Source organism: Cupriavidus taiwanensis LMG 19424 (genome assembly GCF_000069785.1).
Taxonomy (GTDB): Bacteria; Pseudomonadota; Gammaproteobacteria; order Burkholderiales; family Burkholderiaceae; genus Cupriavidus; species Cupriavidus taiwanensis.
Genome location: NC_010530.1, coordinates 1,632,938 through 1,659,037, shown reverse-complemented (window position 1 = coordinate 1,659,037; position 26,100 = coordinate 1,632,938). Strand labels below are relative to the sequence as shown.

Sequence of the window (26,100 nt, the reverse complement as noted above, 5' to 3'; positions counted from 1 at the left end):
CTTAGATTTATAATCTGAAACGTTCTGTTCCGGATTTTATTTTCGGAAGCCGGAATGGAAAGCCCAATCGCGAGGAGACGCCGGTTGTGAAACAGAACCTGACAATGCCGTTTCAGAATCGCACTGCAGCAGAGGACGAGGTGCCGGAGGAGGATGCCCGCAGCCTGCGCGTGCTGGCGGTGCTCTCCACCCTGGCCCGGGCCCAGCACCCGCAGACGCTGTCCCAGCTGTCGCAGCGCCTGCATGTACCCAAGGCGACACTGATGCGCCTGCTGGCGGCGATGGAGCGCAGCGGCTTCGTGGTGCGGATGCCGGCCGAGCGCGGCTATGTGCCCGGGCCGGCCGCGGCCGCGTTGTCGCTGCAGACGCTCAGGAGCCCGCCGCTGCTGCGCGAATGCCGCGGCATCCTGTCCCGCCTGGTGGCGCGGCTGGGCGAAACCTGCAACCTGACCGCGCTCGACGGCGACCGTGTGCTGTACGTGGAACGCGTGGAAACGCACGAGCCGCTGCGCCTGCAGCTGTCGCCCGGCATCCACGTGCCGCTGCACTGCACCGCCAGTGGCAAGCTGTTCCTGTCGGCGATGAACCGGCTCGAACGCCAGCAGACGCTAGGGCGCCTGGACCTCGCCGCGCACACGCCGCGCACGCTGTCCGAACCGCCCGCCCTCAATGCCGAACTCGATCGCCTGGCCGCGCGCGGCATCGGCGTGGACCACGAGGAATTCGTGCGCGGCATGTGCGCGGTGGCAGTGCCGGTGCGCGAACCCGATAGCACTGGCCCCGGCCGGGTGGTGGCCGCGATCGCCTGTCACGCGCCGACGGCGCGGGCCTCGCTGGAAGCGTTGCTGCGGGCGGTGCCGACGCTGCAGGGTGCGGCCAGGGAAATGGCGGCGGTGCTGTGCGCGCACTGAGCCGGGCTGCGGCGCTGTGCGCTCAGCTCGATGCGTTTGCGTGCGGCAGGATCCGCGCAACCCGCTCCCTTAACATCGGCAGCACCTCGGCCTCGAACCAGGGATGCTGCCTGAACCACGGCTGATTGCGCGGCGACGGGTGTGGCAGGGGGATAAACGCCGGCGCATAGTCCCGCCATGCCCTGACGGTTTCGGTCAGCGTGGGCTTGCGCCGCGCGCCGAGGAAATGCCGCTGAGCGTACTGCCCGACCAGCAGGGTCAGCGCGATCGATGGCAATTGCGCCAGCAGGCGGTCCATCCACAGGGGCGCGCATTCGGGGCGCGGCGGGTTGTCGCCGCTTTTGCCGCGGCCGGGATAGCACAAGCCCATCGGGATGATGGCGAATTGCGAGGCATCGCAGAAGGTGGCGTCGTCGACGCCGAGCCACTGCCGCAGCCGCTCTCCGCTGGCGTCGTTCCATGGAATGCCGGTCTCGTGCACGCGCGTTCCCGGCGCCTGGCCGACGATCAGGATGCGCGCGGCGGCGTCGGCGCGCACCACCGGACGCGGGCCCAGCGGCAGGTGCTGCGCGCAGGCGCGGCAGGCACGGACTTCGGCCAGCAGGGCCTCGAGCGCGGCAGGTTGGCGAAGCTCGGTTTTGCGCTTTACGTCCATTCCCGCCCCCCCGGACCGACTGTCATCAGTCGCGCGCACAGCCCGCGGCCGCGTCAAAAGCTCAGCGCGACCGAGACCACGGCGATCTGGTCGTGCGCGGCGGGATTGAACCAGTAGACCGCACCGGAGACGTGCTTGCCTTTCAATTGCGCAAACACGCCGCGCTGCACATTGCGGCCATTGTCGGGCACACGCGTGCGCTGGGCCGCCAGGCCGAGCCGCAGCCAGTCCCGGGGGCGCCAGGCGAGCTCGCTCCATGCATAGGCGTACCCGGACGGCTCGGCGTCCGGCACGTACTCGAACTCGATATAGGCATCGGCGTAGCGGCCGGTCAGGGTGGCCTCGAACCCGCCCACGACGCTGTGCGTGCTGCCCGTGACCACGCCGAGGATCGGCGTGAAATCGAGCCGCAGCGTATCACCCCATCCAAGGTTGTAGCCGACGAAGAACGAGTACGCATCCATGCCTTCGTAATTGCTGCGCGCCTCCAGATGCAAGACGCCGCGCTTGGCGATGGCGATGCCGGTGACATAGGCTTCGCTGCCGCGCGGCAGGTTGAGGTAAGCCGAGATCCCGCCGCTCCACGCCGGCGCCTCCGCGGTTGCGGGAGCGCCGCTGTCTTCAGCGGCGTGCAAGGGCAGCGGCGCGATCGCCGCGGCCAGCACCATACAGTGTGTGGCCAGTCGCGCGGCCCGCGTGGGCAGTGGTGTTGCCGGCCGCGCAGCGTTGCTTCCGGCCTGCATAGTCAGCCTCCAAGCGCGATGATGGCCATGGTCAGTGCAATCCCGACCACGGTCATCGCCGCACCCGCGATCCATCCGCCAAAGCCGGCATGGCGGCCAAGTGCGATGCCAGCCGCGAACAGCATCAGGATGGTCAGCACGCGCGATACCAGCAGCGCGGTGGCGACATCCGCAAACAAGAGAAACGGCAGGGCCACGGGGAACGTTGCAAGCACCACCAGCAGGAAGATGCCGGCCGCTGCCAGCAGATCCTGTGCGCCAAGCGCCGGACGCGCGGGCAGGTCGGCCGTGCGGGCGATGCGGCCGCGCATCGCTTCCAGTTCGGCATCGTCGACCAGCGTGCGCAGGGCCGGCGAAAGCGCATCGCGCAGGCGGGCGATAGCTTCGCCCGGATCGCCGGCATGGCGAACCGCCTTGACCAGGGACAGCCTGCGTCCGCGCTCGGTCAGCGTGCGCACCAGGTACATCACGGCGTCGGCCAGTCCCCAGGCCAGGTTGCAGCCCAACGCCGTGAAGAACATGGTGCGCGGGGCATCCGCCGGCGCGCCGACGGCCGACACGGCGCCCACGAAGGTCAGGGCCATGAACAGGCCGAAGCACGTCTCGCATACGCGGTCGACGGTATCGAGCAGTCGCGGCCGCGCCTGCGCCGCCTGAGGATCTAGGGAAGTAGTCAGCACTGGCTTGCACCCGGCAGCAGCTGCCCACGGCGAAGGTCTGCGACGAAGCCCTCGCACCCGTGCCCGGGGGCGACAGCACCGAAGCCTGCGGCGCCCGGGCGGGCAGTCTTCCGGGGGGCGCGACCACACGGCGAAGGCGGCGCCGCCGGCACTCGCCAACCGCCGCCGCGTTTACTGTAGGCAAAGATCCACACCGATGATAGCGGCGCCGGTGCGGAAAACTCCTTGCGGGAGGGTGCGTCCGCACATCCCTCATCGCTCAGCTTGTCCGGAATGCGCGCTTTCGAACCGATCTGCCGTGGCTGGCCGATGCCGCGGGCATGGGATAGTTTACAAGGGCAAGGCGCCCCTGCCGCCGGATCCGTCGGCGCAAGTCATGCGCGGCCGCGAAGCGGCTCCTACATGCCAGGCGGTGCCGCGGCCGTCACAGGAGCCCGCCATGCCCGACGCACTACGCAACGCGCTTCGCCACTTCGCCATCGCCTGCTGCCTGGGCCTTGCAGCCTGTGGGGGTGGTGGCGGGGGCGACAGCGGCGGTGCGGGCGACGCTGGCGGTGGCGGCGGTGGCGGCGGTGGAAATGGCGGCAGCGGCGGCACCAGTGGGAACGGCTCGCTCACGCTGGCGATCTCTGGCCTGCCGTCCGGGATCCCCGCGGCCATCACGGTATCGGGGCCGGGCCAGTTTCGCCAGGCCGTGGTGCAGTCGACCACGCTATCCAACCTGGCGCCCGGGAGCTATACCGTCACCGCAGACAGCGTGCTGACGGGCACTGCGTTGCGCAAGCCGCAACTGGCATCGCAGGTGGTCGCAGTGGCGGCGGGCACGGGTGCGACCGCCAGCGTGGCCTACGGTTCGCCCGAATCGATGCAGTTGTCGTTGACGCAGGTGCCCGGCGAATATTCCGCGCCGATCTACCTGACCGCGCCCGCCGGCGATGCGCGCCTGTTCGTGGTGGAGCGTGCCGGCCGTATCCGAATCGTGCGCGACGGCGCGCTGCTGGCCACGCCGTTTCTGAACATCGAGGCGCTGACCACCACCGACGGCGAGCGCGGACTGCTGTCGATGGCATTCGATCCGGACTATGCGAACAACGGCCGCTTCTACGTCTATTACACCGACACCGCTGGTGCCATCACCGTTGCGCGCTACCAGGTCTCGGCCGCCAACCCGGACCTCGCCGACACCGCGGGCACGGTGTTGCTGTCGATCCCGCACGGCACTTTCTCCAACCATAACGGCGGCCAGCTCGCGTTCGGCCCGGACCGCATGCTGTATATCGGCACGGGCGACGGCGGCGGTGGCGGCGATCCGGCGGGCAACGCCCGGAACCCGGCGACGCTGCTCGGCAAGATGCTGCGCATCGATGTCAGTGGTACGTCGGGCTACGGCGTGCCGGCCGGCAACCCCTTGCTGGGCCAGGCGGGCAGCCGCGGCGAGATCTGGGCGCTCGGGCTGCGCAACCCGTGGCGGTTCTCGTTCGATGCCGGGTTGCTCTATATTGCCGATGTCGGCCAGGACCAGCGCGAGGAAGTCGACGTCGCGCCGTCGGCCAGCGCGGGCCTGAACTACGGCTGGAACCTGACCGAGGGTACCGCCTGCGTGGGCGCCGCCACCTGCGACAAGAGCGGGCTGACCATGCCCGTGTTCGAGTACGGCCACGAGGCCGGCGGCTGTGCCATCGTCGGCGGCTACGTGTACCGCGGCAGCGCCAGCGCGGCGCTGCACGGGCGCTACTTCTACACCGATCTTTGCACCGGCAGGCTGCAGAGCTTCGTGTATCGCGATGGCGTTGCCACCGAACCGGTCGACTGGAACGTTACCGTCCCGGGCAGCGTGTTCTCGTTCGGCGTGGATGGCGCACAGGCGCTGTACGTGCTGGCCGATCCGGGCACGTCCGCGAACAGCGGGCGGGTCTACCGGATCGATGCCTCGGGCGGCGCGCCTTGATGCCGCGCGGCCGCCGTGCTTCTTGCTGCTTCAGGCGGCGTTGGTCTTGCGGCCGACGCCCTGGATCAGCTTGTTGACGCGCACCAGGTACTGGTCGAACATCCGGTTCGCTTGTTCCTGGCTGTCGATCGGTTGCAGCACGGTGCGGCCCTCCGCCTCGAGCTTGGCTCGGATTTCCGGCTTGGCCAGCGCTTCGCCGATGGCCTTGCGCAGCACCGCCACGCGGTCCGCCGGCGTGCCCTGCCTGACAAAATAGCCGCCGCCGATGGTGTATTCGAAGTCCGGCACCAGCCGGCTTTGCGAAATCAGCGGGATCGACTTGAGCGCGGGCGGCAGGGTCCGCGAGAAGCTGGTCAGTATCTTCAGCCGGCCTTGCTGCTGCATGCTCTCGAAGCTGGACTGGTAGGGCAGGATGGCAAAGTCGACCTCGCCGCCGGCCAGGCCCTGCAGCGCGGGGGCGCCGCCCTTGTAGGGCACGTGCAGGAACGGCACGCCGAGGCGCGAGGCCAGCGCATCGCCCATCAGGTGATAGATCGAGTCGATGCCGACGGTGGCGTAGGTCAGCGACTTGCCCTTGCCCTGGCGCGCGAACTCGATGAACTTGTCCAGGCTGTCCACTGCGATGCCGTTGCGCACCATCAGCACGATATTGGCGTCGCTGATCGGCGCGGCCAGCAGGAAGTCCTGCGGCTTGTAGCGTGCCGCGGGATTCAGCAGCGGCGCCAGGAAGACCTCGTTGATCGAACCATGGAAGAAGGTGTAGCCGTCGGCTGGCGCGGCCAGCACCTTGTTGGCGCCGATCAGGCCGGTGCCGCCGCCGTAGTTCTCCACCACCACCTGCTGGCGCACGCTCTTGCTGATCGATTCGCCGAAGATGCGCGCCGACGCATCGCTGGCGCCGCCGGCGGGATAAGGTACCACCAGCGACAGCGCCTTGGCGGGAAAGGCATCCGCCGCGAACGCCGGCAGGCCGGACAGTACGGAAGCGCCGGCGGCAAGGCCGGCGTGTTGCAAGAAACGGCGGCGGTTCAGTGTAGCCATGGGGTTGTCTCCTCGGTTTTCTTTCAGGCCAGATAGCTTTGCGCCAGGTGCGCCCAGAATGCGGCGCCGACCGGCAGAGCCTTGTCGTTGAAGTCGTACAGCGGGTTGTGCACCATGCAGCCGCCGTCTTCGCCCAGGCCGTTGCCCAGGCGAATGTAGGCGCCGGGCCGGCGCTCGAGCATGTAGGCGAAGTCCTCGCTGCCCATCACCGGCGGGCGCTCCACCACGTTGTCCGCGCCCACCAGCCGGATCGCGGCCTGGCGCGCGAATTCGGTCTGTGCGGCGTGGTTGACCAGCACCGGGTACTTGCGCTCGTAGACCACCTCGGCTTGCAGGCGGAAGCTCTGCGCCTGCGCCGAGACAAAGGCCTGGATGCGCTCTTCCACCAGTGTGCGCACGCGCGGGTCCAGCGTGCGCACGCCGATCTTGATGGTGGCGGTGTCGGGCACCACGTTGTAGGTGCTGCCGGCCTGCAGCGCGCCCACGGTGATGACCGCCGACTTGAGCGCATCGATCTCGCGGCTGACGATGGATTGCAGCCCCAGCACCATGCTGGCCGCGCCCTGCATCACGTCGATGCCGTGATGCGGCATGGCGCCGTGGGCACCGCGCCCGCGCAGCGTGACCGTGGCGCGGTCGAACGAGGCCATGGCGGGGCCGGCGATGACGCCGATCTGCCCCACCGGCATTCCCGGCGAGTTGTGCAGGGCGTATACCTCGTCGCACGGGAAGCGCTCGAACAGCCCGTCTTCCAGCATGCGCAGCGCGCCGCCTTCGTTTTCCTCGGCCGGCTGGAAGATCAGGTTCAGCGTGCCGTTGAAGTCGCCCGACTCGGCCAGGTAGCGCGCGGCACAGAGCAGGATCGCGGTGTGGCCGTCATGGCCGCACGCGTGCATCTTGCCCGCGATGGTGCTGGCATAGTCCAGCCCGGTCTGTTCCTGGATCGGCAGTGCGTCCATGTCGGCGCGGATGCCCAGCGCCTTGCTGCCGTGGCCCTTGCGCAGCGTGCCGACCACGCCCGTGGTGCCCAGGCCGCGATGCACCGTGTAGCCCCATGCCGCCAGCTGCTCGGCGACGAGGTTGCTGGTCTGGCGTTCTTCGAAGGCCAGTTCCGGATGCGCGTGGATCCTGCGCCGGATCGCAACGAATTCCGGCGCGAGGGTCTGGATCGATGACTGCAGGTCGGCGGGCAGGGCGAGCGTCATGGTGGTATCGGGATCGTGGTGGTTCACCACATTCTCACCGCAGGGGCCCGTCGAAACCATGACAACGGTTGCGACAAATCGTTGTATAGAATGCAACGAAAGAAATCGCGTCGCAAAGGGACGACACCGTTGCACCGCCGCAGGAGGAGATCAGGATATGGAAGACGTACTGGACCGCAAGCGGGCGCTGTGCCTGCTGCAGATCATCGAAACCGGTTCGGTGCGCGGCGCCGCCGAAGTGCTGGAGCTGGACCCCTCGGTGGTCAGCCGCGCCGTGGCCAAGCTGGAGCAGGACACCGGCCTGACGCTGCTGGAGCGGCGCGGGCGCGGCGTGGTCGCCACCGACGCGGGACGGCTGCTGGCACTGTTCGCGCGGCGCCAGCAGGACCTGAACGACACCTTCCTGGCCGAGGTGAACAACCTGAAGAACGCCCAGCGCGGGCATGTCGAACTGTCCTTCGGCGAAGGCTTTGTCGACCTGGTGCTCGAGCCGGTGCTGCAGGGCTTCTTGCGCAAGCACCCCGACGTCACCTGCAGCATCCAGGTGGCGGGCACCGACGAGACCGTGCGCCTGCTGCTGGAAGACCTGGCCCATATCGGCTTCGTGTTCCAGCCGCCCGACGATGCGCGGCTGCACTCGCACTATTCGCGCTTGTCGCCGATCCGCGCGCACGTGCACAAGGACCATCCGCTGGCGCGGCGCCGCCGCGCGCTGACGCTGGCAGACCTGTCGCAGCACCAGGGCGCGTTCCTGGCCGGCTCGTTCGGCGTGCGCAAGCATGTGCAGGCAGCGGAGCTGGACGAGCACATCACGCTCAAGCCGATGCTGGTGACCAACTCCTTCAAGGTGCTTTGGGAGTACGCCGCGATGGGGCTGGGCTATATCCTGACGGCGCGCTCGGTGCCGCTGAAGGAGCCGCAGCTGCGGCAGCTGGTATCGCTGCCGCTGGCCAACCCGATCCTGAACAACAGCCGCATCCACATCCTGACGCGCACCGGCCGGCATCTGTCGCCGGTGGCGGACGGCCTGCTGCGGCACCTGGTCAAGGCGTTTCCGGCAGCCTGAGGCGGCAGCGCCGTGCGGCGCAAGCATGCGGCGGCGGCGAACGTAGCGTTCGGGAATGGCAGAGGCGGCCAGGCCGGATTGCGGCGATGATGCCGTCTGATCCTGTCGTCTTGCACGCCGCCATGCACGTCCATCTGCAGTCTTCCATGCACGCCAGCCTGCAGCAGCTGTTGCTGGCCTTTCCGCTGTCGGTCGGCGCCGGACGCGGCCGGGTGGTGGTCAGGCGGCGCGGCTACGAGCGGGTGCTGCTGCCCGGCCAGCAGGCCATCGTCGAGCCGTTCGAGGCGTTCGCGCTGCGCCTGGATGGCAGCAGTGCCCAGCCGGCGGGCTGCACGCTGGAGATGCTGGGACTGTCCCCGGCACAACCCTCGGAATGCCTGCATCACCGCATTGCCAAGCGGGTGTTCCTGCAGCCGCAGTACGCCTGGAACGCGGCCTTTATCGCGGAGCGGCTCGGCATGTCGGCTGCGCAGCTGCGCCGCGCGCTGTTCGCCCAGGGTACCGCGCTGACCGACCTGTGCCGCACGCAACGGCTGATGCGGCTGCTGTTTGACGTCATGGCGGGCGAAGCGGGCCTTGCGGATGCCAGGCGGCGGGTCGGGTGGCCTGCGAGCGGTGACCTGGACAGCGCATTCTATGATCGCTTCGGTGTCTCGCTGGAAGCCGCGCGCAGGCTGGCCGGCGTGCACGCCATGCCGCGGCAGCGCTCGGTCGCGTGAGCCGCGAATCCGGTTCGCGGGTGTACCGCGGCGCGGTTTGCGCGATAATCCGGCGTCACGCCCGGGAAGGATGTCATGCGCTTTGATCTGGTCGACCTGAAACTGTTCACGCATATCGCGGAGGCACAGAGCCTGACCGGCGGTGCGCAGCGGTCCCACCTGTCTCTGGCAGCGGCCAGCACGCGCATCAAGAACCTGGAGGAACACGTCGGTGTCAAGCTGCTGAGCCGCAGCAGCCAGGGCGTGAAGGTGACCGGGGCCGGCGAGACCCTGCTGGCCCACGCGCGCCGCGTGCTGCGCCAGCTCGAGCAGCTGAGCGGCGACCTGCAGGAATACGCGGCCGGCGTCAAAGGCCATGTGCGCGTGTTCGCCAATACCACCGCCATGAGCGAGTTCCTGCCGGCGGTGCTGCGCAGCTACCTGGTCAGCCATCCGGACGTGACCATCGACATGCATGAACGGCTCAGCCCTGACATCGTGCGCGCGGTGCAGGAGGGCATCGTCGATATCGGCATCATCGCCGGCAATGTGCGTACCGATGGGCTGGAGGTCATGCCATACCGGCGCGACCGGCTGGTGCTGGCCACCGCGCTGAGCCATCCGCTGGCCGAGCGCGCGCGCGTGGATTTCATCGATACGCTGGACTACGACTTCATCGGCCTGCCTGAAGACAGCGCCATCCACAACTTCCTCAAGCGGGCCGCGGCGGACCTGCAGCGCAGCCTGCGCTGGCGCGTGCAGGTCAGCAATTTCGAGACCGCCTGCCGCATGATCGAGGCCAACGTGGGCGTGGGCGTGCTGCCCGAGACCACCGCGCGCCGCCATGCGCGGTCCATGGCGCTGCGCATCGTCCAGCTCGACGACGAGTGGGCCGAGCGCCAGCTGCAGATCTGCGTGGCCGACCTCGATGCCTTGCCGCTGTTCGCGCGCAAGCTGGTAGACCTGCTGGTCGAAGACGGCCAGGGGCGCCAGGACTGAAACGGCCGCGCCGGCGGGCCGGCGCGGCTACGCCTGGCCCGCGAGCAGCTGCCGCAGCTGGTGCTTGAGCAGCTTGCCGCTGGCGGTGGTCGGCATGGCCGCCACGCGCACGATGCGCTCGGGGCGCTTGTAGGGCGACAGGCGCTCGACCAGGTAGTCCTGCAAGGCCGGCGCGTCGAAGCGTTCGCCTTCCCGGATTTCGACGAAGGCGATCACTTCCTCGTTGCCGTCCGCGGCGGGCTGGCCGATCACGGCCGAGACGCGCACCGACGGATGCGTATTGATGACCGATTCGACCTCGATCGGGTAGACGGTGAAGCCCGAGCGGATGATCAGGTCCTTGGTGCGGCCGACGATAAACAAGGCGCCGTCAGGGCCCAGCCGGCCGATATCGCCGGTGTTGAGCCAGCCGCCGGGGCGCAGCGCATCGGCGGTCAGTTCCGGCGCGCGGTAGTAGCCGCGCATCACGCCGGGCCCGCGGATCCAGAGTTCGCCGGGCTGCCCCGGCGGCACCGGCTTGCCGTCGGACCCGACCACCTGAAGGTCCGCCCCCGCGACGATCTCGCCCGCGGCGCAATCGGCGCGCGGCCGGTCCATGCGCGTCACGAACATCGAGCCCCGCGTACTCCGTCATGCCGTAGCCGTGGTGCAGCGGCTGGCCGAACGCCGCTTCGACATCGCGCTTGAGCGTGGCGTCGAGCGGCCCGCCGCCAGTGTAGAGATAGCGCAGGCGCGGCGACGGCTGCAACGCGGTGCCGGTTGCCCGCGCGTGGGCCAGGATGCGGCTGAACATGGCCGGCACGCCCTGCAGCAGCGTGATCGCGCCGTCGCGGATCGCCGCGGCCAGGTCCGCCGCGTTGAAGCGCGCGCACAGGTACAGGCTGGCGCCGGCGTGCAGGGTCGAAACCAGCAGCGTGCCGAGTCCGAACACATGCGACATCGGCATCACCGCGTAGGCGCAATCCTCCGGTTGCATGCGGCGCGAGGCCACGGTAACCCCGGCAAAGTGCAGCAGCCCGCGGTGCGTCACCATCACCCCCTTGGGCTGCGCGGTGGTGCCCGACGTGTAGATCAGCGCCGCCACCTCGCGCGCCAGCGCTTCGGGCTCGCGTCCGGCAGACGCGTCGATGGCGCCGGCCATCAGCGGGCCCAGGCCTGCCGGGGCGATTTCCCTGGCCCGGTAGCGCACGCCGTGGCGCAACGCATCCGGCGACGCGGCGTGGGTGAACAGCATCAGCCGCGGGCGGCAGTGGTCGCGCATCACCTCGATTTCACGTTCGGTCAGGCGCGCGTTGGCGACCACGGGCCATGCGCCCAGCTCCGACAAGGCGAACACCAGCGTGATCACCGCCAGGCAGTTCTCGGCCACCACCAGCACCCGGTCGCCGGTGCCTACGCCCTGCGACTGCAGGTAGCGCTGCGCATCCTCGATGCCGGCCCACAGCTGCGCATAGGTGGTGGTCCGGCCGTCTTCGAAGACGGCGGCATGGCCGGGCGCGTGCGCGGCCCAGTGGCGCGGGATATCGCTGATGCGGGTTAGGGAGTCTTGGTCCGGTGACATGGTGCAGGCATCCTTGTGCGGGGCGATCCGTCCGGCGGGCGCGCGGCAGCACCGGGGCGGGCCGCACGCCGTCGCGGCGGTCTCAGTAGCGCTCGAATACCGCGGCAATACCCTGGCCGCCGCCGATGCACATGGTTTCCAGGCCGTAGCGGCCACCGCGGCGCTGCAATTCATGCAGCAGCGTGGCGAGGATGCGCACGCCCGTGGCGCCGATCGGATGGCCCAGCGAGATGCCGGAGCCGTTCACGTTGAGCTTCTGCTCGATGGTGTCCTGGTCCTGCCAGTCCCAACCCTTGAGCACGGCCAGCACCTGGCAGGCAAAGGCCTCGTTCAGCTCGACCAGGTCCATCTGGTCCAGCGTCAGGTTCAGGCGCGCCAGCAGCTTCTTCACCGCAGGCACCGGGCCGATGCCCATGTGCGAGGGCTCGCAGCCGGCAGCCGCCCAGCCCACCAGCGAGGCCATCGGGGTCAGGCCGAGTTCGGCGAGCTTGTCCTCGGCGACGATCAGGCAGGCGGCTGAGGCATCGTTCTGCTGGCTCGCATTGCCCGCGGTGACGGTGCCGTTCGGCATCAGCACGCGCAGCTTGGCCAGGCTGTCGAGCGTGGTCTGCGGGCGGAAGCCTTCGTCACGCGTGAACGCCACCGGATCGCCCTTGCGCTGCGGCACCTGCACCGGCACGATCTCGGCGTCGAAGCGTCCGGCTTCCCACGCGGCCGCGGCGCGCTGATGGCTGCGCACGGCAAAGGCGTCGGCGGCCTCGCGGCTGATGCCGTAGTCGCGCGCCAGATTCTCGGCGGTCTCGATCATGCCGGAGATCTTGCCGAAGCGCTCCACCGGCTGAGAGCGTTCGCGGCCGCGGTCGAGGCGGTCGAAGAAACGCACGTTGCCGGAGCGCGCCCCCCAGCGCATATCGGTGGTGTAGTACTCGATATTGCTCATGCTTTCGACACCGCCCGCGATCACCACGTCGGCGGCGCCGCTCTGCACCATCATCGATGCGGTGACGATGGCCTGCAGGCCGCCGCCGCAGCGGCGATCCAGCTGCATGCCCGGCACTTCCACCGGCAGGCCGGCCTGCAGCGCGGCCCAGCGGCCCACGCACGGCACTTCGCTGTTGGCGTAGGACTGGGCAAAGACGACGTCGTCGATGCGCGCGGGATCGATGCCACTGCGCTCCACCACGGCACGCACGGCGGTCGCGGCCAGTTCTTCGACCGGAACCGGGCGCAGGCTGCCGCCGAAGGTGCCGACGGGGGTGCGAAGGGGGGTGACGATTGCAGCTCTGCGCATGGAAGTCTCCTTGGAATTCGGTATCGGGTGAACCATCAAGTTAGTCGGTGGGTGCCGTCCCGGGAAGGGCGACGAAGGCCGCGCCGCACTGGCGCAGCAGCGCATGGGCCTGGCGCTCCAGGCCGGCGCGGTGCTCTGGGGCAGCGATGTCCAGCATGCGGCGCACGCGCTGCGACAGGGTCTGGCCGCGCAGGTCGGCCACGCCATGCTCGGTGACGATCAGTCCGGCATCGGCGCGCGGGGTGCTGACCGGGCCGGACAATTGCGCGACGATGCGGCTTGCCCCTTTGGCGGTGGCGGGCAGCGCCACGATCGGCAGGCCGCCGCGGCTGCGGGCGGCGCCGCGCAGGAAATCCACTGCGCCGCCGACGGCGCCGACATAGACGCCTGCTGCCACTTCGGCGTTGACCTGTCCGGTCAGGTCGACCTCGATCGCCGAATTGATCGCGGTCAGCTTGTCCACGCTGGCGAGCACTTCGGGATGGTGGGTATAGGCGGTTTCGCGCAGCTGCAGCCGCGGATTGCGATGCGCCCAGCGCCGCAACCGCTCGCTGCCCATCAGGATGCCGCCAATGCCGATGCCCGTATCGATGCTCTTGCGTGCGTTGGTCAGCACGCCGGCCTCGGCCAGCGCGGCAATGCCATCGCCGACCGCGCCGCTGTGCAGCCCAAGGTCGCGGCGGTCATGCAGCGCCGCCACCACGGCCTCGGGCAGGTTGCCGATGCCCATCTGCAGGGTCGCGCCGTCTTCGATCCAGCCGGCGATATGGCGGGCGATGGCGAGTTCGGCCGGCCCGGGAGCGCTGCGCTCCAGGCTGATGGGCTGGCACTCGGCCTCGACCCGCAAATCGATCTGGTCGGCCGTGAGATAGCGGCTGCCGTGGGTCCACGGCACCTCGGGGTTCACTTCGGCAATGATCACGCGGGCCCGGTCGAGCGCGGCGGGCAGGTATTCATGCACCAGCCCCAGGCTGTGGCGGCCCTGCTCGTCAGCCGGCGATACCTGCACCAGCACCACGTCGGCGCGCAGCGTGCCGTGCCGGATCAGCCCCGGCAAGTGCGAATAATGGCTCGGCACGATGTCGAGCACGCCCGCGCTGGCCAGCCGGCGATGCGGCCCGCTGGCGGCATAGCCGAAGAAATCGATGACATCGGCGTGCTCGGGCTGCAGCGTGTCGGACTGTCCGATGCCGACAAAGACGCCGAAGCGCCCGCCGCGGGCGATGGCATGGCGGTGTGCCACCAGCGCGCGCGTCAGCGTCAGCGGCTCGGCGGTGGCTTGTCCCCACCACAGGTGGTCGCCGGGGTGGATCAGGGTTTGCAGTCGGGAGGCCAGGTCGTGCATGTCCACGGGAGAACGTTGGGTCGGCACACGGCCGGCAGTCGGCCGGCCCGCGCCGGATAGCCCGAAGCATGTCGTCAAAGCCGCGTTTGCGCTATTCGACAATGCCAATGGCCGGCTTTGGCGATTGCGAAAATGCCAACCGGGGCGCGGCAGTCCGGACTTAAGCCGCGTGGAAGGCGCGCTTTCGGAAAGGCTGATTGTCCCGCTGGCCGAACGCCGCGACCATTGCGGCTATCAGGCGACGCCCGGCCATCCGCCGCGGCCGCCACATACGGATCGCCACAGACCGATCGCCTCAGACCAAGACCGACCGCAAGGCAGCGCCATGATCGAACAGACCCTATCGAACAATTTCCACGAAATCCGCGATGCCATCCGTGCGCTGTGCGCGGAGTTCCCGGACGAGTACTTCCGCAAGGTGGACGAACAGCGCGCCTATCCCGAGGCTTTCGTCAATGCGCTGACCGCGGCGGGCTGGCTGGCGGCGCTGATTCCGCAGGAATACGGTGGCTCCGGCCTTGGGCTGACCGAGGCCTCGGTGATCATGGAAGAGATCAACCGCTGCGGCGGCAATTCCGGCGCCTGCCACGGCCAGATGTACAACATGGGCACGCTGCTGCGGCACGGCTCCACGGCGCAGAAGGAAAAATACCTGCCGAAGATCGCCTCGGGCGAATGGCGCCTGCAGTCGATGGGCGTGACCGAGCCCACCACCGGCACCGATACCACCAAGATCAAGACCTCGGCGGTGAAGAAGGACGGCCGCTACGTCGTCAATGGCCAGAAGGTGTGGATCAGCCGCGTGCAGCACAGCGACTTCATGATCCTGCTGGCGCGCACCACGCCGCTGGCCGACGTCAAGAAGAAGAGCGAGGGCATGTCGATCTTCATGGTCGACCTGCACGAGGCGCAGAAGAAGGGCCTGACCGTGCGCCCGATCCCGAACATGGTCAACCATGAGACCAACGAGCTGTTCTTCGAGGACCTGGAGATCCCCGAGGAAAACCTGATCGGCGAAGAGGGCAAGGGCTTCAAGTACATCCTCGATGGCCTGAATGCCGAACGCACGCTGATCGCGGCCGAGTGCATCGGTGACGGCTACTGGTTCATGGACCGGGTCACGAAGTACGTGAAGGAGCGTGAAGTCTTCGGCCGCCCCATCGGCCAGAACCAGGGCGTGCAGTTCCCGATCGCCGAGTCCTTTATCGAGCTGGAGGCGGCTAACCTGATGCGCTGGAAAGCGTGCGAACTGTTCGACAAGCACGAGTCCATGGGCGCGCAGGCCAACATGGCCAAGTACCTGGCCGCCAAGGCCAGCTGGGAGGCCGGCAACGCCTGCCTGCAGTTCCACGGCGGTTTCGGCTTTGCCTGCGAATACGATGTCGAGCGCAAGTTCCGCGAGACGCGCCTGTACCAGGTGGCGCCGATCTCGACCAACCTGATCTACTCCTTCGTCGCCGAACACGTGCTGGGCCTGCCGCGCTCGTTTTGAGCGGTATGGCGGCCTGGCGCAGGCGGACCTCGCGCCAGCGTGCCCGGCCCGCTTCGTGGCAAAGTGATTGCCCGGCTGCCGCATGGCGGACCTGACCGGGCTGATCCCGCCATCCCGGGCAGTCCTGCTCAGGAGCGCAGCACCGGATAAATCGCGAGGCCGATCAGCGCGGCGGCGGCGATGATGATGGGCTCCGGCAGTTTCCTGAACTTCAGCAGCAGCGCAATCGTGGCCAGCGCCAGCAGGGCGGTCGGCAGATCGACGATCGAGCGCTTGGCCAGCACGAAGACCGCCCCGGTGATGGCGCCGATCGCGGCGGCCGTGACGCCATCGACAAAGGCCAAGATGGCCGGCAGTTTTCCATACTTCTTGAAGTAGGGCGCTGGCAACACGGTAAACAGGTAGCAGGGCAGGAACGTTGCCAGGGCCGCCACGCAGGCGCCAGGCAGTCCCGCCACCAGGTAACCGATAAAGCCGACCGTGATGACCACGGGGCCGGGCGTGATCATGGCGACAGCGACGGCGTCAACAAACTGCTTTTCATTGAGCCACTGGTGCTCCGTCACCACGCCGCCATAGAGGAACGGGACGATCGCAAGGCCCGAGCCGAATACGAAGGCACCGGCCTTGGCGAAGAACACGCCGATCTGGGTCAGCAACGGCCAGTCCAGCGCGCTGAGGAAGCCGCTTGCCGCTGGTACCTGCGCCGCTGCAAGCGCATTGGCGCCGCTCTGCCGCAGCCACTTTGGCGGCGCGCGCCAGAACCACGCCAGCACGCCGGCCGCCAGGAACAGCCACGCGATTTCGGATTCGGTGACGATGGTCACCGCGGCCAGCACAAGGTAGATCGCCCACAGCAGCTTGTCCCTGCCGACGCTTTTCGTGGTCAGCTTATAGGCGCTGATGGCGATAATGCCGATCACGGCGGCGCCCACGCCATAGAACACCGCTTGCATCCAGGCCAGCCCGCCAAAGCGGACGTAGGCCCAGCCCAGCGCCAGCACCATCAGGAACGATGGCAGCACAAAGGCCATCCCGATCAGCGTGGCACCGACAACGCGGTAGTGCACGTAGCCTAGATAGATGGCCAGTTGCGCGGCCAGCGGTCCGGGCGCCAGCTGCGCCAGTGCGAGCCCTTCCTTGTAATCGCCATCGGCGATCCATCCGCGCCGCTCGACCAGGTCACGGTGCATATAACCGGCCAGCGCGACCGGCCCGCCGAAGCCGAGCGTGCCAAGCCGCAGGAAATACAGCACCAGCTGCCACAGCGTGTAGGCAGGCGGCTCCGGGCGTTCCACTAAAGCCATGTCGGTAGGTTGCATGCGGTGCATGACGGCAGGTTGAAAAGAGGTCGGGGTTCAGGCCTTGTCTCAGGCCTTTCTGTTGGCCGAGAAGTGCGCGTAAAGCGAATCCAGCACCGTGCCGGCTTCCGCCAGCACGGCATCATCGTCCTGCAGCCGCGCGCGTGCGCCAGAGAGCATGGCCTCGAAGCCGCTCGCTTCCGCCACCGGGGTTCCGCCCACGTCGAGCGCGTGCACCATGGCGCCGAGCCGGGCGAGCCCACGGTCGGCATCCAGGCCGAAGCTCGCCATCAGGACTTCAAAGGTGACGCGCTCGCCGACGTGCGTGAAGCGCGCCCCGTCGAAATCGAAGCCGAGCGCATCCTCGGGACAACTGGCCGGGCTGTCGAGCCACAGGAAACGCGCATGGGGATCGATGAAGCGCTGGATCAGCCAGGCGCTTGCCACCCGGTCCACCCAAAGATGGCGGCGCGTGGCCCAGAGCCGCCCTTGATACTGTGCCGGATCCCGGCGCGCAATGGCCTGCGCCAGCGCCTGGGGTTCGTCCGGAGACTGGATGATCTCGATGGCGCGGCTGAAGTCGTTCCATTGGGCTTCGGCACGGCTCGAGGCTTCGTCCGGGAAGAAGTCGATCGCGCGAATCGCCTCGTAGGCACGCCGATGGCGCCGATGCAGCCGGTTCAGGTCGGTACTGCCCTGGCCGGACAACGACTGGCGAGCGTCCGACATGGCCGCCTGCAGTTCGGCATAGTCCGCGCTGCGGTCAAACAACCGCCGCAAGGCGCTGTCTTCCGCCGCATCGGCCGCATGGACGTTCAGGAGCCATGCCTGGCCGCCTTCTTCCCTGGCCTCCAGGGCCAGGTCGCGCAACTGGCGGACCTGCAGGTCGCCCGCGGGCAGCAAATAGGCGCCGTCACGCAGCGCGGCGCAACCGATGGTCCGGACCGCGCGCCAGATCCGCATTCTGGCGGTGGCGCCGGACGTCGGCAGCGTGACGATCAGCAGGGCCCAGTGGTTGGCAAGCACAGTCATGCTGCGCATGGTAGGGCTGTGTAGCCTGCACTTCAATGATGTAGAGATCTCTACAGGGTGCCTGGCTGCCAAGTAACGCATGTGAAGTTCCATGGGCATTGCGGGTTTATCATCGACAGCGCCACTTTTGACGACTGACGCAGGAGGAGCCATGGACCGCCGCAAACTTATTTTGAACGGTGTGCAACTGGGTGCGGGGCTGGCCATGGCGCCGCTGCTGACCGTCGGTACCGCGATGGCGCAATCCCCCTCCAATTCGGCGAAAGCGTCCGGTAGTACGCCCGATCGACGAAGCCCCGGACGAAAATCCCGCATCTTTATCACTGGCTCGTCCGATGGTCTCGGCCATGCCGCGGCGCGGACGCTGCTTGGCGAGGGGCACGAGGTCGTCGTGCACGTTCGCTCCCAGGCGCGGCTGCCCGCCGTCAGGGCGCTGGTGGACCAGGGTGCCATCGCAACCATCGGCGACCTTTCCGACCTGGACCAGACACGGGATCTCGCGCGCCAGGTCAATGCCATTGGCACGATGGACGCGGTGATCCACAACGCGGGAATCTTGTCCGGGCCCGGGGTTCTGGTTGTCAACGTCGTCGCGCCGTACCTGCTCACGGCGCTGATCCGGCGCCCCAGGCGGTTGATCTACCTGAGCAGCAGCATGCACAAAGGTGGCCGGACGAGTCTTGACGGCATCGACTGGTCCGGGCGTACCGGGACAGCCGGCTATTCGGAAAGCAAGCTTTTCATCACGACCCTGGCGGCTGCCGTGGCGCGGCTGTGGCCCGACGTGTACAGCAACGCCGTCGATCCGGGCTGGGTTCCCACCAAGATGGGTGGCGCGAATGCGCCAGACGACCTTCGACTGGGACATCTGACCCAGGAGTGGCTGGCGACCAGCAACGATCCGCGGGCGCTGACCAGCGGAGGGTATTGGTATCACCAGCGGCTGCAGCCGCCGCATGCCGTCGTGCACGACACGCGATTTCAAGACCGGTTGCTGGCCGAGCTGGCCCGCGTGACAGGAACAAGACTGGTCTAGATGCCAGTTGGCCTGGAGAGCGGGCGTTCTGACCCCCGCATTGACCGACATACACCCCATGGAGAAGTCATTCATCCGGCACCGGCCGTGGCGTCGTCGCATACGTACTTTCACCTAATGCTGCAATGCGACAATTCTTTTGCTACAATCAGGGAAAACCCCATAAGGGTAATCCCGAAAGGAAGGACGCCATGAACACCCAATCCGATATCAAGCTGACCGATCAACTGGAACGCCAACTCATCGAGCGCGAGCTCGGTACGCAAAGCCTGGGCTTCGCCCATGACGTGAAGCGCGCCATCGCCGCCGTGCAGTCGGTGATCGAGCGCCTGCAAAGCCAGGCCCGCAAGGCCAAGGTGGTCTACGCCAACGGCTGAGCGCTGGCACCCGCAGTACGGTAGTTGCGGCCCCTCAGGGCTGCGTTGAAGAACCGGCCATACGTGCGCCCGCCCGGGCGAAACGCGGCCGGTTTTGTTTTGCCTGCGGCGCTGAAGTGCTTTGTGAGCAACCTTCACAAGGCTTGCCAGCGCTTTTCGTTTTGCCGCTTGGGCGGACACGACTATCTTTGAGGCCTTTCCAGAGCCGCATCCGCCCCGTCTGCCCCATGTCTCCGCTTGTGCTGCTGTGCCTGCTGATCACCTATGTGGTCTGGGGCACGACCTACCTGGCGATCCGCTTTACGCTGGAGAGCTTTCCGCCGCTGTTCATGATGGGCACGCGCTTTCTGTGCGCGGGCCTGCTGCTGGGCGCATGGCTGGCCTGGCGCGGCACGCCGATGCCGTCGGCGCGGCAATTGCGCCATTGCGCGGTGCCAGCGCTGTTCCTGCTGGTGGGCGGCATGGGGCTGACGGCTATTGCCGAGCAGACCATTTCCTCGGGTGCGACCACGGTGATGATCGGGTCGATGCCGATCTTCGCGCTGATCTGGGGCGCGTGCTTCGGCAACCGGCCGAAGTGGTTCGAGTATGTGGCGATCGCCATCGGCAGCGCCGGCATCCTGGTGCTGACCGCGGGTGAGGAATTCCAGGTCAGTGCGGGCGGGGTGGTGGCGCTGCTGCTGGCGGTGGCGAGCTGGTCCTTCGGCTCGCAGCTGGCGCGCCGGCTCGACCTGCCCCCGGGGGCGGCGGCGTTTGCCGCGGAGATGGTGATCGGCGGCGCGGTGCTGATGGCGCTGTCGCTGCTGCGGCAGGAGCCGTGGCCGTCTGCCGTCAGCGCCCAGGCCGGCTGGGCCTGGGTCTACCTGGTGGTGGCGGGGTCGCTGGTGGCGTTCTCCGCCTACATGTACCTGGTCTCGACGGTCAGCCAGACCCTGGCGGCGAGCTATGTCTACGTGAATCCGCCGGTGGCGCTGGCCATGGGCGCGTGGCTTGGCGGCGAACAGATCGCGCCGCAGACGCTGGGCGCGGTGGTGCTGATCCTGGCGGCGCTGACCGTGCTGAGCCTGGGCACGCTGCGCGCGGCCCGGGCCCAGGCGGCCTGAGCGCGCCAGGTCGCCGCGGCCGCTTCGGCTACCCCGCCTAGTGGCCCGACTGCTCCTGAATCCACAGCGACAGCCGGACCTTGTAGGCCTGCTGGATATGCCGGCGCGCGATCTGCTCGGCCAGCGTCGGATCGCGCTGTTCGAGCGCTTCCACCAGCGAAATATGCTCTTCGTAAGAGCTGCGCGCGCGCCCGGGAACCGCCAGCGTGGTGCGCCCTAGCAGCGCCATGGATTCGTGCAGAGAGCGCAGCGTCTTCAGCAGGTAGCGGTTGTGGGCGCAGCGGTGCAGGGTTTCATGGAACAGCCGGTTGTTCAGTGCAAGCCGGTCGGGATCGTCGGCGATGGCGAGGTCGCGCTCGACGATATCGCGCAGCAGCGAGATCTCGACGTCGGTGGCATGGCGCGCGGCCAGCGCGGCGGCGGTGCCTTCCAATACTTCGCGCATCACGTACAGCTCGCTGACCATGCTGGCGTCGAGCTGCGTCACCATCATGCCGCGGTTGGGCTCGTTGACGACCAGGCCTTCGGATTCCAGCCGGGACAGCGCTTCACGCACCGGCGTGCGCGACAACCCCAGCGTTTCGGCCAGTTCCACCTCGCGCAGCCGGGTGCCGGGGGAAAGCTGGCCGGCCTGGATGGCGGCGCGCAGCTGCTGGTAGGCGCGCTCCGAGCGCGGGAGCGATGCAGCCTGGCCGCTCTCGGCGGCGCCGGCGAACTCTTGAGAAATCATGTGAGGCTGGCGGATGCAGTGGAACTGTCGTAGCCAGCCATCATACCCGCTCGCGCTCGACTGACATCACGGCGTCGCAATATGGTGTAAAGGGCCGGGCCGGCGCCGGCCCAGCGCGACCTGGTGCCTCAGCCCGCCGCCGACTGGAACGGGTGGTACTGGTACAGCCAGGTCTCCGACAACGGCTTGCCGTTCAGGCGCAGGAACAGCCGCAGGTCGACTGGCTGCGTGCCCTCGGTGGTCAGGTCGAACTGGGCGCGCCAGTGCCCGGCCACGCCATTGGGCACGGCTTCAGTGAAGACGTAGGAAAAGGTGCCGCGCGAGGCGGTCAGCACGGCTTCGGGCTTGACGCCGAAGGGCAGTTTCTCCAGCGGCGCGCCCTTGAACTCGACCATGAACTTGCGCACGCCCCTGGGCCGCGGCTGCCCCGGCTGTCCGCCGTTACCCAGCCGCGTGGCCACGCAGCGTGCCAGCGGCGACGGGTAGGGCTCGTCGGCCGCCCAGTGCAGCCGGTAGCGCAGGCGGTACGTGTTGCCCGCCTTGGCCGGCGCCTTGGGCACCCACATGGCGACGATGTTGTCATGGATCTCGTCGTCGGTGCGCAGCTCCACCAGCTGCACGGATCCGGCGCCCCAGCCATCGCGCGGCTCCACCCACAGGCTGGGGCGGCGCTCGTAGTTGACGCCGTCCTGGTAGTGGTCGAACAGGCGGTCGCGCTGCAGCAGGCCAAAGCCCTTCGGGTTGTCGTCAGAGAAGGCCGACGCCGTGGTCTGCGGCGGGTTGTTCAGCGGGCGCCAGATATGCTCGCCGGCGCCGTTCCACAGCGCCAGGCCGTCGGAGTCGTGCACTTCGGGGCGCCAGTCGACCGCGGTGCCCTTGATGCTTTCGGAGAACCAGTACATCGAGGTCAGCGGCGCCAGCCCCAGCCGGGCCACGTCTTTGCGCAGGAACAGCACGCATTCGACATCCATGATCACGGCCTTGGCGCGTTGCATGACGAAGCGGTAGGCGCCGGAAATGCTGGGCCCGTCCAGCAGCGCGTAGACCGTGACGGTATCGCTGTTGCCCTCGGGGGTCTCGAACCAGAAGTGGGTGAAGGCCGGGAATTCCTCCTGCTTGCCGGCTTCCGCCACGTCGATGGCGATGCCGCGCGCCGACAGGCCGTACTGGTACAGCTCGCCGATGGCACGGAAATACGAGGCCCCGAGGAAGGCGACCCAGTCATTCTTGCGCCAGTCGCGGGTCTTCTGGTCGCCCAGGCGGCTTTCCTGGAAACGGAAGCCGGCAAAGCCGCTGCCCGGCGGCAGCTTGTGCGCGGGACTGTCGGCCGGCATGTCGAAGTAGGCATCGTCATAGACGATCTCGCGCGCCTTGCCGGTGCCACCCTTGGCGCGCTCGATCACATGCATGCGCACCGGGCTGCGGAAGTAGGTGCCGAGGTGGAAGAACGTGACCGGGAACTGGCCCGGGCCGTTGGCAAAGAGCGCGTCGTCGGTGCGGAAGCGGATCTTGCCATGGGCGTCGTAGTCGATGCGGGACAGCACATCCGCCGGCGGCGCGGGCGGCGGCGCGTACGGCTTGCCGGCCAGGGCGCGGGCGCGCTCGATCAAGGCGTCGAAGCCGAACGGCTGGGCCTCGCCTAGCTTGATCCGGCTGGCTGCCAGCACCGATGGGGTAATGCCGAGGGCGGCAAGCGCGGCGGAGGCGGTGGCGGAGACCAGCAGGGTTCGGCGATTCATCATGTGGTGAAAGCGTCCTTTTATTGTCCGGGATTGTGCAGAACTGTAAAAGACGCCGGCGCCGCGGAAAAGTTCGGACACCCTCTGTTACAGCGGGTGCCGCCGGCGCCTCACCGTACCTCGCGCACCTCGCTTCCCTCGCGCGCGGCGCGGCGCTGCCGGCGCCGTTGGCGCGCCAGCATGTTCAGGCCCTCGACCGCGGCCGAGAACGCCATCGCCGTATAGATATAGCCCTTGGGCACGTGCGTGCCGAGGCCTTCGGCGACCAGCGTCATGCCGATCATCATCAGGAAGGCCAGCGCCAGCATCACGATGGTCGGGTTGCGGTTGATGAAGTTGGCCAGCGGCGTCGCCGCGAACAGCATCGCCATCACCGCCGCGATCACGGCCACGAACATGATCTGCACGTGCTCGGTCATGCCGACCGCGGTGATGATGCTGTCGATCGAAAACACCAGGTCCAGCACCAGGATCTGGCCGATGGCGGCGGCAAAGCTGTGCACCGCCTGGGTGGTGCCGCCTTCCTCGCCTTCCTCGGCGGCGGTGACGTGGTGATGGATTTCGCGCGTGGCCTTCCACACCAGGAAGCCCCCGCCCGCGATCAGGATCAGGTCGCGCCACGACAGCCCATGGCCCAGCACGGTGAAGAGCGGCTGGGTCAGCGTGACGATGAAGGCGATGGTCGCCAGCAGGCCCAGGCGCAGCAGCAGCGCCAGGCTGATGCCGATCTTGCGGGCCTTCTCCCGCATCTCCGCGGGCAGCTTGTTGGTCAGGATCGAGATGAAGATCAGGTTGTCGATCCCCAGCACGATTTCCATGGCCACCAGCGTGGCCAGTGCCGCCCAGGCGGCGGGATCCTGCAGCAATGCCAACGTCGCTTCCATGGAGGCTCCGGAGTGTTGGGAGGGCGCATGCAGGTTGCATGTTAGCGCAGCGTCGCTTGCCCGCGCAGCATGACACGGAAAGATAAAGGCAGGTTCGACGGGGTTACGGGCAGGTTGCCATGTGCCGTCATGGAATATAGTATGTGATATATCAAAAGACCCAATCGAGCCATCAAGGAGGCAGCATATGAAAGTGTGTATCTACGGCGCCGGTGCCATCGGCGGCTATGTCGGGGCGCAAATGGCGCGCGCGGGAGCCGAGGTCAGCTTCGTCGCGCGCGGACCCCACCTCGCGGCGATGCAGGAGCACGGCGTCAAGCTGCTGATCGACGGCGAGGAGCGGGTCGCAAAGGTGCGCTGCACCAGCGATCCGCGAGAACTCGGGCACCAGGACTATGTGTTCATCACGCTCAAGGCGCATTCGGTGCCAGGCGTGGTGGACCAGATGCAGCCGCTGCTGGGGCCTGAGACCGCAATCGTGACCGGCGTCAACGGCATTCCTTACTGGTACTTCTACAAGCACGGCGGCGAACTGGCCGGCCGCACGCTGGAGAGCGTCGATCCGGGCGGGCGCCAGTGGCAACGCCTCGGGCCGGAGCGGGCGATTGGCTGCGTGGTCTATCCGGCCGCAGAGATTATCGCGCCGGGCGTGATCAAGCATGTCTACGGCAAGAAATTCCCGCTGGGCGAGCCGGATGGCAGCCGCTCCGCGCGCGTGACGCGGCTCAGTGAAATGATGATGGCCGCGGACCTCGACGCGCCCGTGCGCGACAACATCCGCGACGAGATCTGGCTGAAGCTGTGGGGCAACCTGTGCTTCAACCCGATCAGCGCGTTGACCCATGCCACGCTGGATGTCATTACCGCCGATCCGGCCACGCGCGCGTTGTCGCGCCAGATGATGGTGGAGGCGCAGGGCATCGCCGAGCGCTTCGGGGTGAAGTTCCGCGTCGACGTGGAGCGGCGCATCGACGGCGCCGGCGCCGTGGGCGCGCACAAGACCTCGATGCTGCAGGACCTGGAGGCGGGGCGGGCGATGGAAATCGATCCGCTGCTGACGGTGGTGCAGGAAATGGGGCGGCTGGTGGGAACGCCGACTCCGATGTGCGACGCCGTGCTGGGGCTGATCAAGCAGCGCGATGCGATGGCGAAGCTTGCCGCCTGAGCAGACGGGACGCCGCCCGGGTCGGGCGTCCGCTGCAAGCGAGCCGGGCAACGTGACGCATGCCCGGCTCGCAATGTCCTAAGACAGGTCGATTGTGATATACCATATACGACAGGCCGCGCACCGCTTCTGTGCCGATGCATGTGGACCGCGCATCGTTTGATGCGCTTTCTTAATGGATCGGACGTTTTTGCTAAGCTGTGCAGCAATGCGGCGGGCAGCCATTCCGGCGGCCCGGCCGCCGGTCTCACACGAGCACATCCATGTCTGCGCAAAGCCAATCCATCGTCCAGCCCAACGGGCTGTCCCTGTCGGTACAACCGATCAACGCCGGCGCCAGCCTGCGCGACCAGGCCTACGCCATGTTGCGGCAGGCCATTGCCGACGCCGACATCTACCAGTCGCGCGACGAGATCCGGCTGGACGAGCGCGTGCTGAGCGAGGCCATGGGCGTCAGCCGCACCCCGATCCGCGAGGCCATGACGCTGCTGGAGCAGGAGGGCTTCCTGCGCACGGTACCGCGACGTGGCATCTACATCATGCGCAAGACCAAGCGCGAGATCGTCGAGATGATCCAGATGTGGGCTGCGCTGGAAAGCATGGCGGCACGCCTGGCCACCGAGAACGCCACCGACGCCGAGATCGCGCAACTGCGCAGCATGTTCGACAGCTTTCGCGACTCCACGCCTGCCGAGCATATCGAAGAGTATTCCGACGCCAATATCGCGTTCCACCAGGCGATCGTGCAGCTGTCCAAGTCCCAGATCATCATGGACACGATCCGCAACATCTTCATCCACGTGCGCGCGATCCGGAAGATGACCATCTCGCAGAGCGACCGCGCGGCCCGGTCCATCGTGGATCACCTGCGCATCATCGAGGCGCTGGAGAGGCGGGACACCGAACTGGCGGAGCGGCTGGTGCGCCAGCATTCGCTGGACCTCGCGGACTACGTCGAGAAGCACTGCGATTTCCTGGACTGAACAGCCAGTATCCAGGTGCGTGAGACGGCGGACTTCGGTCCGCCGTTTTGTTTTTTTGGGCCGCATTTGCCGGCCCGGTGGCATTTCGCTAAATGGTGTGTGATATATCAATGTG

23 protein-coding genes and 1 pseudogene are annotated in these 26,100 nt (G+C 67.7%); 11 read left to right on the top strand and 13 right to left on the bottom strand.

What is annotated here, in order from left to right:
- Positions 1–86: 86 nt before the first annotated feature.
- Positions 87–911 (top strand): IclR family transcriptional regulator, encoded by an 825-nt coding sequence (locus RALTA_RS23045; RefSeq protein WP_012356351.1) that lies wholly within the window; start codon positions 87–89, stop codon positions 909–911.
- A 22-nt stretch (positions 912–933) separates the two neighbouring features.
- Here RALTA_RS23045 and RALTA_RS23040 read toward each other — a convergent pair whose 3' ends face one another.
- The 3 genes from RALTA_RS23040 to RALTA_RS23030 form a co-directional block, all read right to left on the bottom strand.
- Entirely contained in the window at positions 934–1,566 is a 633-nt protein-coding gene (locus RALTA_RS23040; protein ID WP_012356350.1) for a uracil-DNA glycosylase family protein, read from the bottom strand.
- A 53-nt stretch (positions 1,567–1,619) separates the two neighbouring features.
- Positions 1,620–2,234, bottom strand: a complete 615-nt coding sequence (locus tag RALTA_RS23035; protein WP_041232585.1) for a hypothetical protein — start codon at positions 2,232–2,234, stop codon at positions 1,620–1,622.
- A gap of 77 nt (positions 2,235–2,311) precedes the next feature.
- Positions 2,312–2,989 carry a VIT1/CCC1 transporter family protein gene (locus RALTA_RS23030; protein WP_012356348.1) on the bottom strand — a complete coding sequence of 226 codons (678 nt, stop codon included), beginning with the start codon at positions 2,987–2,989 and terminating at the stop codon, positions 2,312–2,314.
- A 439-nt stretch (positions 2,990–3,428) separates the two neighbouring features.
- Here RALTA_RS23030 and RALTA_RS23025 point away from each other — a divergent pair, with 439 nt between their 5' ends.
- Positions 3,429–4,937, top strand: coding sequence for a PQQ-dependent sugar dehydrogenase (locus RALTA_RS23025; protein WP_012356347.1), 1,509 nt, complete (start codon positions 3,429–3,431; stop codon positions 4,935–4,937).
- A 30-nt stretch (positions 4,938–4,967) separates the two neighbouring features.
- On the opposite strand, the gene RALTA_RS23020 is transcribed toward RALTA_RS23025, so the two are convergent.
- Together RALTA_RS23020 and RALTA_RS23015 are read right to left on the bottom strand one after the other, a co-directional pair.
- Entirely contained in the window at positions 4,968–5,978 is a 1,011-nt protein-coding gene (locus RALTA_RS23020; protein WP_041232584.1) for a tripartite tricarboxylate transporter substrate binding protein, read from the bottom strand.
- A gap of 23 nt (positions 5,979–6,001) precedes the next feature.
- Complete coding sequence (locus tag RALTA_RS23015) at positions 6,002–7,183, bottom strand: M20 aminoacylase family protein (RefSeq protein ID WP_041232795.1); 1,182 nt, start codon at positions 7,181–7,183, stop codon at positions 6,002–6,004.
- Between the two features lie 157 nt (positions 7,184–7,340).
- On the opposite strand from RALTA_RS23015, the gene RALTA_RS23010 reads away from it, so the two are divergent.
- From RALTA_RS23010 to RALTA_RS23000, 3 genes are all read left to right on the top strand, one after another.
- Positions 7,341–8,249 (top strand): LysR family transcriptional regulator, encoded by a 909-nt coding sequence (locus tag RALTA_RS23010; RefSeq protein WP_012356344.1) that lies wholly within the window; start codon positions 7,341–7,343, stop codon positions 8,247–8,249.
- A gap of 146 nt (positions 8,250–8,395) precedes the next feature.
- Positions 8,396–8,968 carry an AraC family transcriptional regulator gene (locus RALTA_RS23005; protein WP_242405271.1) on the top strand — a complete coding sequence of 191 codons (573 nt, stop codon included), beginning with the start codon at positions 8,396–8,398 and terminating at the stop codon, positions 8,966–8,968.
- Positions 8,969–9,043: 75 nt separating this feature from the next.
- On the top strand, positions 9,044–9,946 hold the full coding sequence (locus RALTA_RS23000) for a LysR family transcriptional regulator (RefSeq protein ID WP_012356342.1): 903 nt from the start codon (positions 9,044–9,046) through the stop codon (positions 9,944–9,946).
- 27 nt (positions 9,947–9,973) lie between these two features.
- On the opposite strand, the pseudogene RALTA_RS22995 reads toward RALTA_RS23000, so the two are convergent.
- From RALTA_RS22995 to RALTA_RS22985, 3 genes and pseudogenes are all read right to left on the bottom strand, one after another.
- Positions 9,974–11,507, bottom strand: a pseudogene (locus tag RALTA_RS22995) (class I adenylate-forming enzyme family protein).
- 82 nt (positions 11,508–11,589) lie between these two features.
- The gene (locus tag RALTA_RS22990; protein ID WP_012356341.1) at positions 11,590–12,798 is read right to left on the bottom strand and encodes an acetyl-CoA C-acetyltransferase; all 1,209 of its coding nucleotides are present in this window, start codon (positions 12,796–12,798) and stop codon (positions 11,590–11,592) included.
- A gap of 40 nt (positions 12,799–12,838) precedes the next feature.
- Positions 12,839–14,143: an acetyl-CoA hydrolase/transferase family protein gene (locus RALTA_RS22985; RefSeq protein ID WP_012356340.1), complete on the bottom strand. Its 1,305-nt coding sequence runs from the start codon at positions 14,141–14,143 to the stop codon at positions 12,839–12,841.
- A 325-nt stretch (positions 14,144–14,468) separates the two neighbouring features.
- Between RALTA_RS22985 and RALTA_RS22980 the strand changes: the two genes are divergently transcribed.
- Positions 14,469–15,635, top strand: a complete 1,167-nt coding sequence (locus tag RALTA_RS22980) for an acyl-CoA dehydrogenase family protein (protein ID WP_085960217.1) — start codon at positions 14,469–14,471, stop codon at positions 15,633–15,635.
- 128 nt (positions 15,636–15,763) lie between these two features.
- Here the strand turns inward: RALTA_RS22980 and RALTA_RS22975 are convergent, their stop codons facing one another.
- Positions 15,764–16,966, bottom strand: coding sequence for a chromate transporter (locus tag RALTA_RS22975; protein ID WP_012356338.1), 1,203 nt, complete (start codon positions 16,964–16,966; stop codon positions 15,764–15,766).
- A gap of 39 nt (positions 16,967–17,005) precedes the next feature.
- A complete protein-coding gene (locus RALTA_RS22970) occupies positions 17,006–17,968 on the bottom strand; it encodes a chromate resistance protein ChrB domain-containing protein (protein ID WP_025584888.1) in 963 nt (320 codons plus the stop codon).
- Positions 17,969–18,119: 151 nt separating this feature from the next.
- On the opposite strand from RALTA_RS22970, the gene RALTA_RS22965 reads away from it, so the two are divergent.
- The 3 genes from RALTA_RS22965 (at position 18,120) to yedA (ending at position 20,484) form a co-directional block, all read left to right on the top strand.
- Complete coding sequence (locus tag RALTA_RS22965; RefSeq protein WP_012356336.1) at positions 18,120–19,004, top strand: SDR family NAD(P)-dependent oxidoreductase; 885 nt, start codon at positions 18,120–18,122, stop codon at positions 19,002–19,004.
- Between the two features lie 191 nt (positions 19,005–19,195).
- Complete coding sequence (locus RALTA_RS22960; protein WP_012356335.1) at positions 19,196–19,381, top strand: hypothetical protein; 186 nt, start codon at positions 19,196–19,198, stop codon at positions 19,379–19,381.
- A gap of 227 nt (positions 19,382–19,608) precedes the next feature.
- Complete coding sequence (yedA, locus tag RALTA_RS22955; protein ID WP_012356334.1) at positions 19,609–20,484, top strand: drug/metabolite exporter YedA; 876 nt, start codon at positions 19,609–19,611, stop codon at positions 20,482–20,484.
- 37 nt (positions 20,485–20,521) lie between these two features.
- On the opposite strand, the gene RALTA_RS22950 is transcribed toward yedA, so the two are convergent.
- The 3 genes from RALTA_RS22950 to RALTA_RS22940 form a co-directional block, all read right to left on the bottom strand.
- Positions 20,522–21,214, bottom strand: coding sequence for a GntR family transcriptional regulator (locus RALTA_RS22950; protein WP_012356333.1), 693 nt, complete (start codon positions 21,212–21,214; stop codon positions 20,522–20,524).
- A 128-nt stretch (positions 21,215–21,342) separates the two neighbouring features.
- A complete protein-coding gene (locus RALTA_RS22945; RefSeq protein ID WP_025584892.1) occupies positions 21,343–22,956 on the bottom strand; it encodes a glucan biosynthesis protein in 1,614 nt (537 codons plus the stop codon).
- A 107-nt stretch (positions 22,957–23,063) separates the two neighbouring features.
- Positions 23,064–23,837 carry a TerC family protein gene (locus RALTA_RS22940; RefSeq protein WP_012356331.1) on the bottom strand — a complete coding sequence of 258 codons (774 nt, stop codon included), beginning with the start codon at positions 23,835–23,837 and terminating at the stop codon, positions 23,064–23,066.
- Between the two features lie 187 nt (positions 23,838–24,024).
- On the opposite strand from RALTA_RS22940, the gene RALTA_RS22935 reads away from it, so the two are divergent.
- Together RALTA_RS22935 and RALTA_RS22930 are read left to right on the top strand one after the other, a co-directional pair.
- Positions 24,025–25,002: a 2-dehydropantoate 2-reductase gene (locus RALTA_RS22935; protein WP_012356330.1), complete on the top strand. Its 978-nt coding sequence runs from the start codon at positions 24,025–24,027 to the stop codon at positions 25,000–25,002.
- Between the two features lie 263 nt (positions 25,003–25,265).
- Complete coding sequence (locus RALTA_RS22930; protein WP_012356329.1) at positions 25,266–25,985, top strand: GntR family transcriptional regulator; 720 nt, start codon at positions 25,266–25,268, stop codon at positions 25,983–25,985.
- Positions 25,986–26,100: the final 115 nt, after the last annotated feature.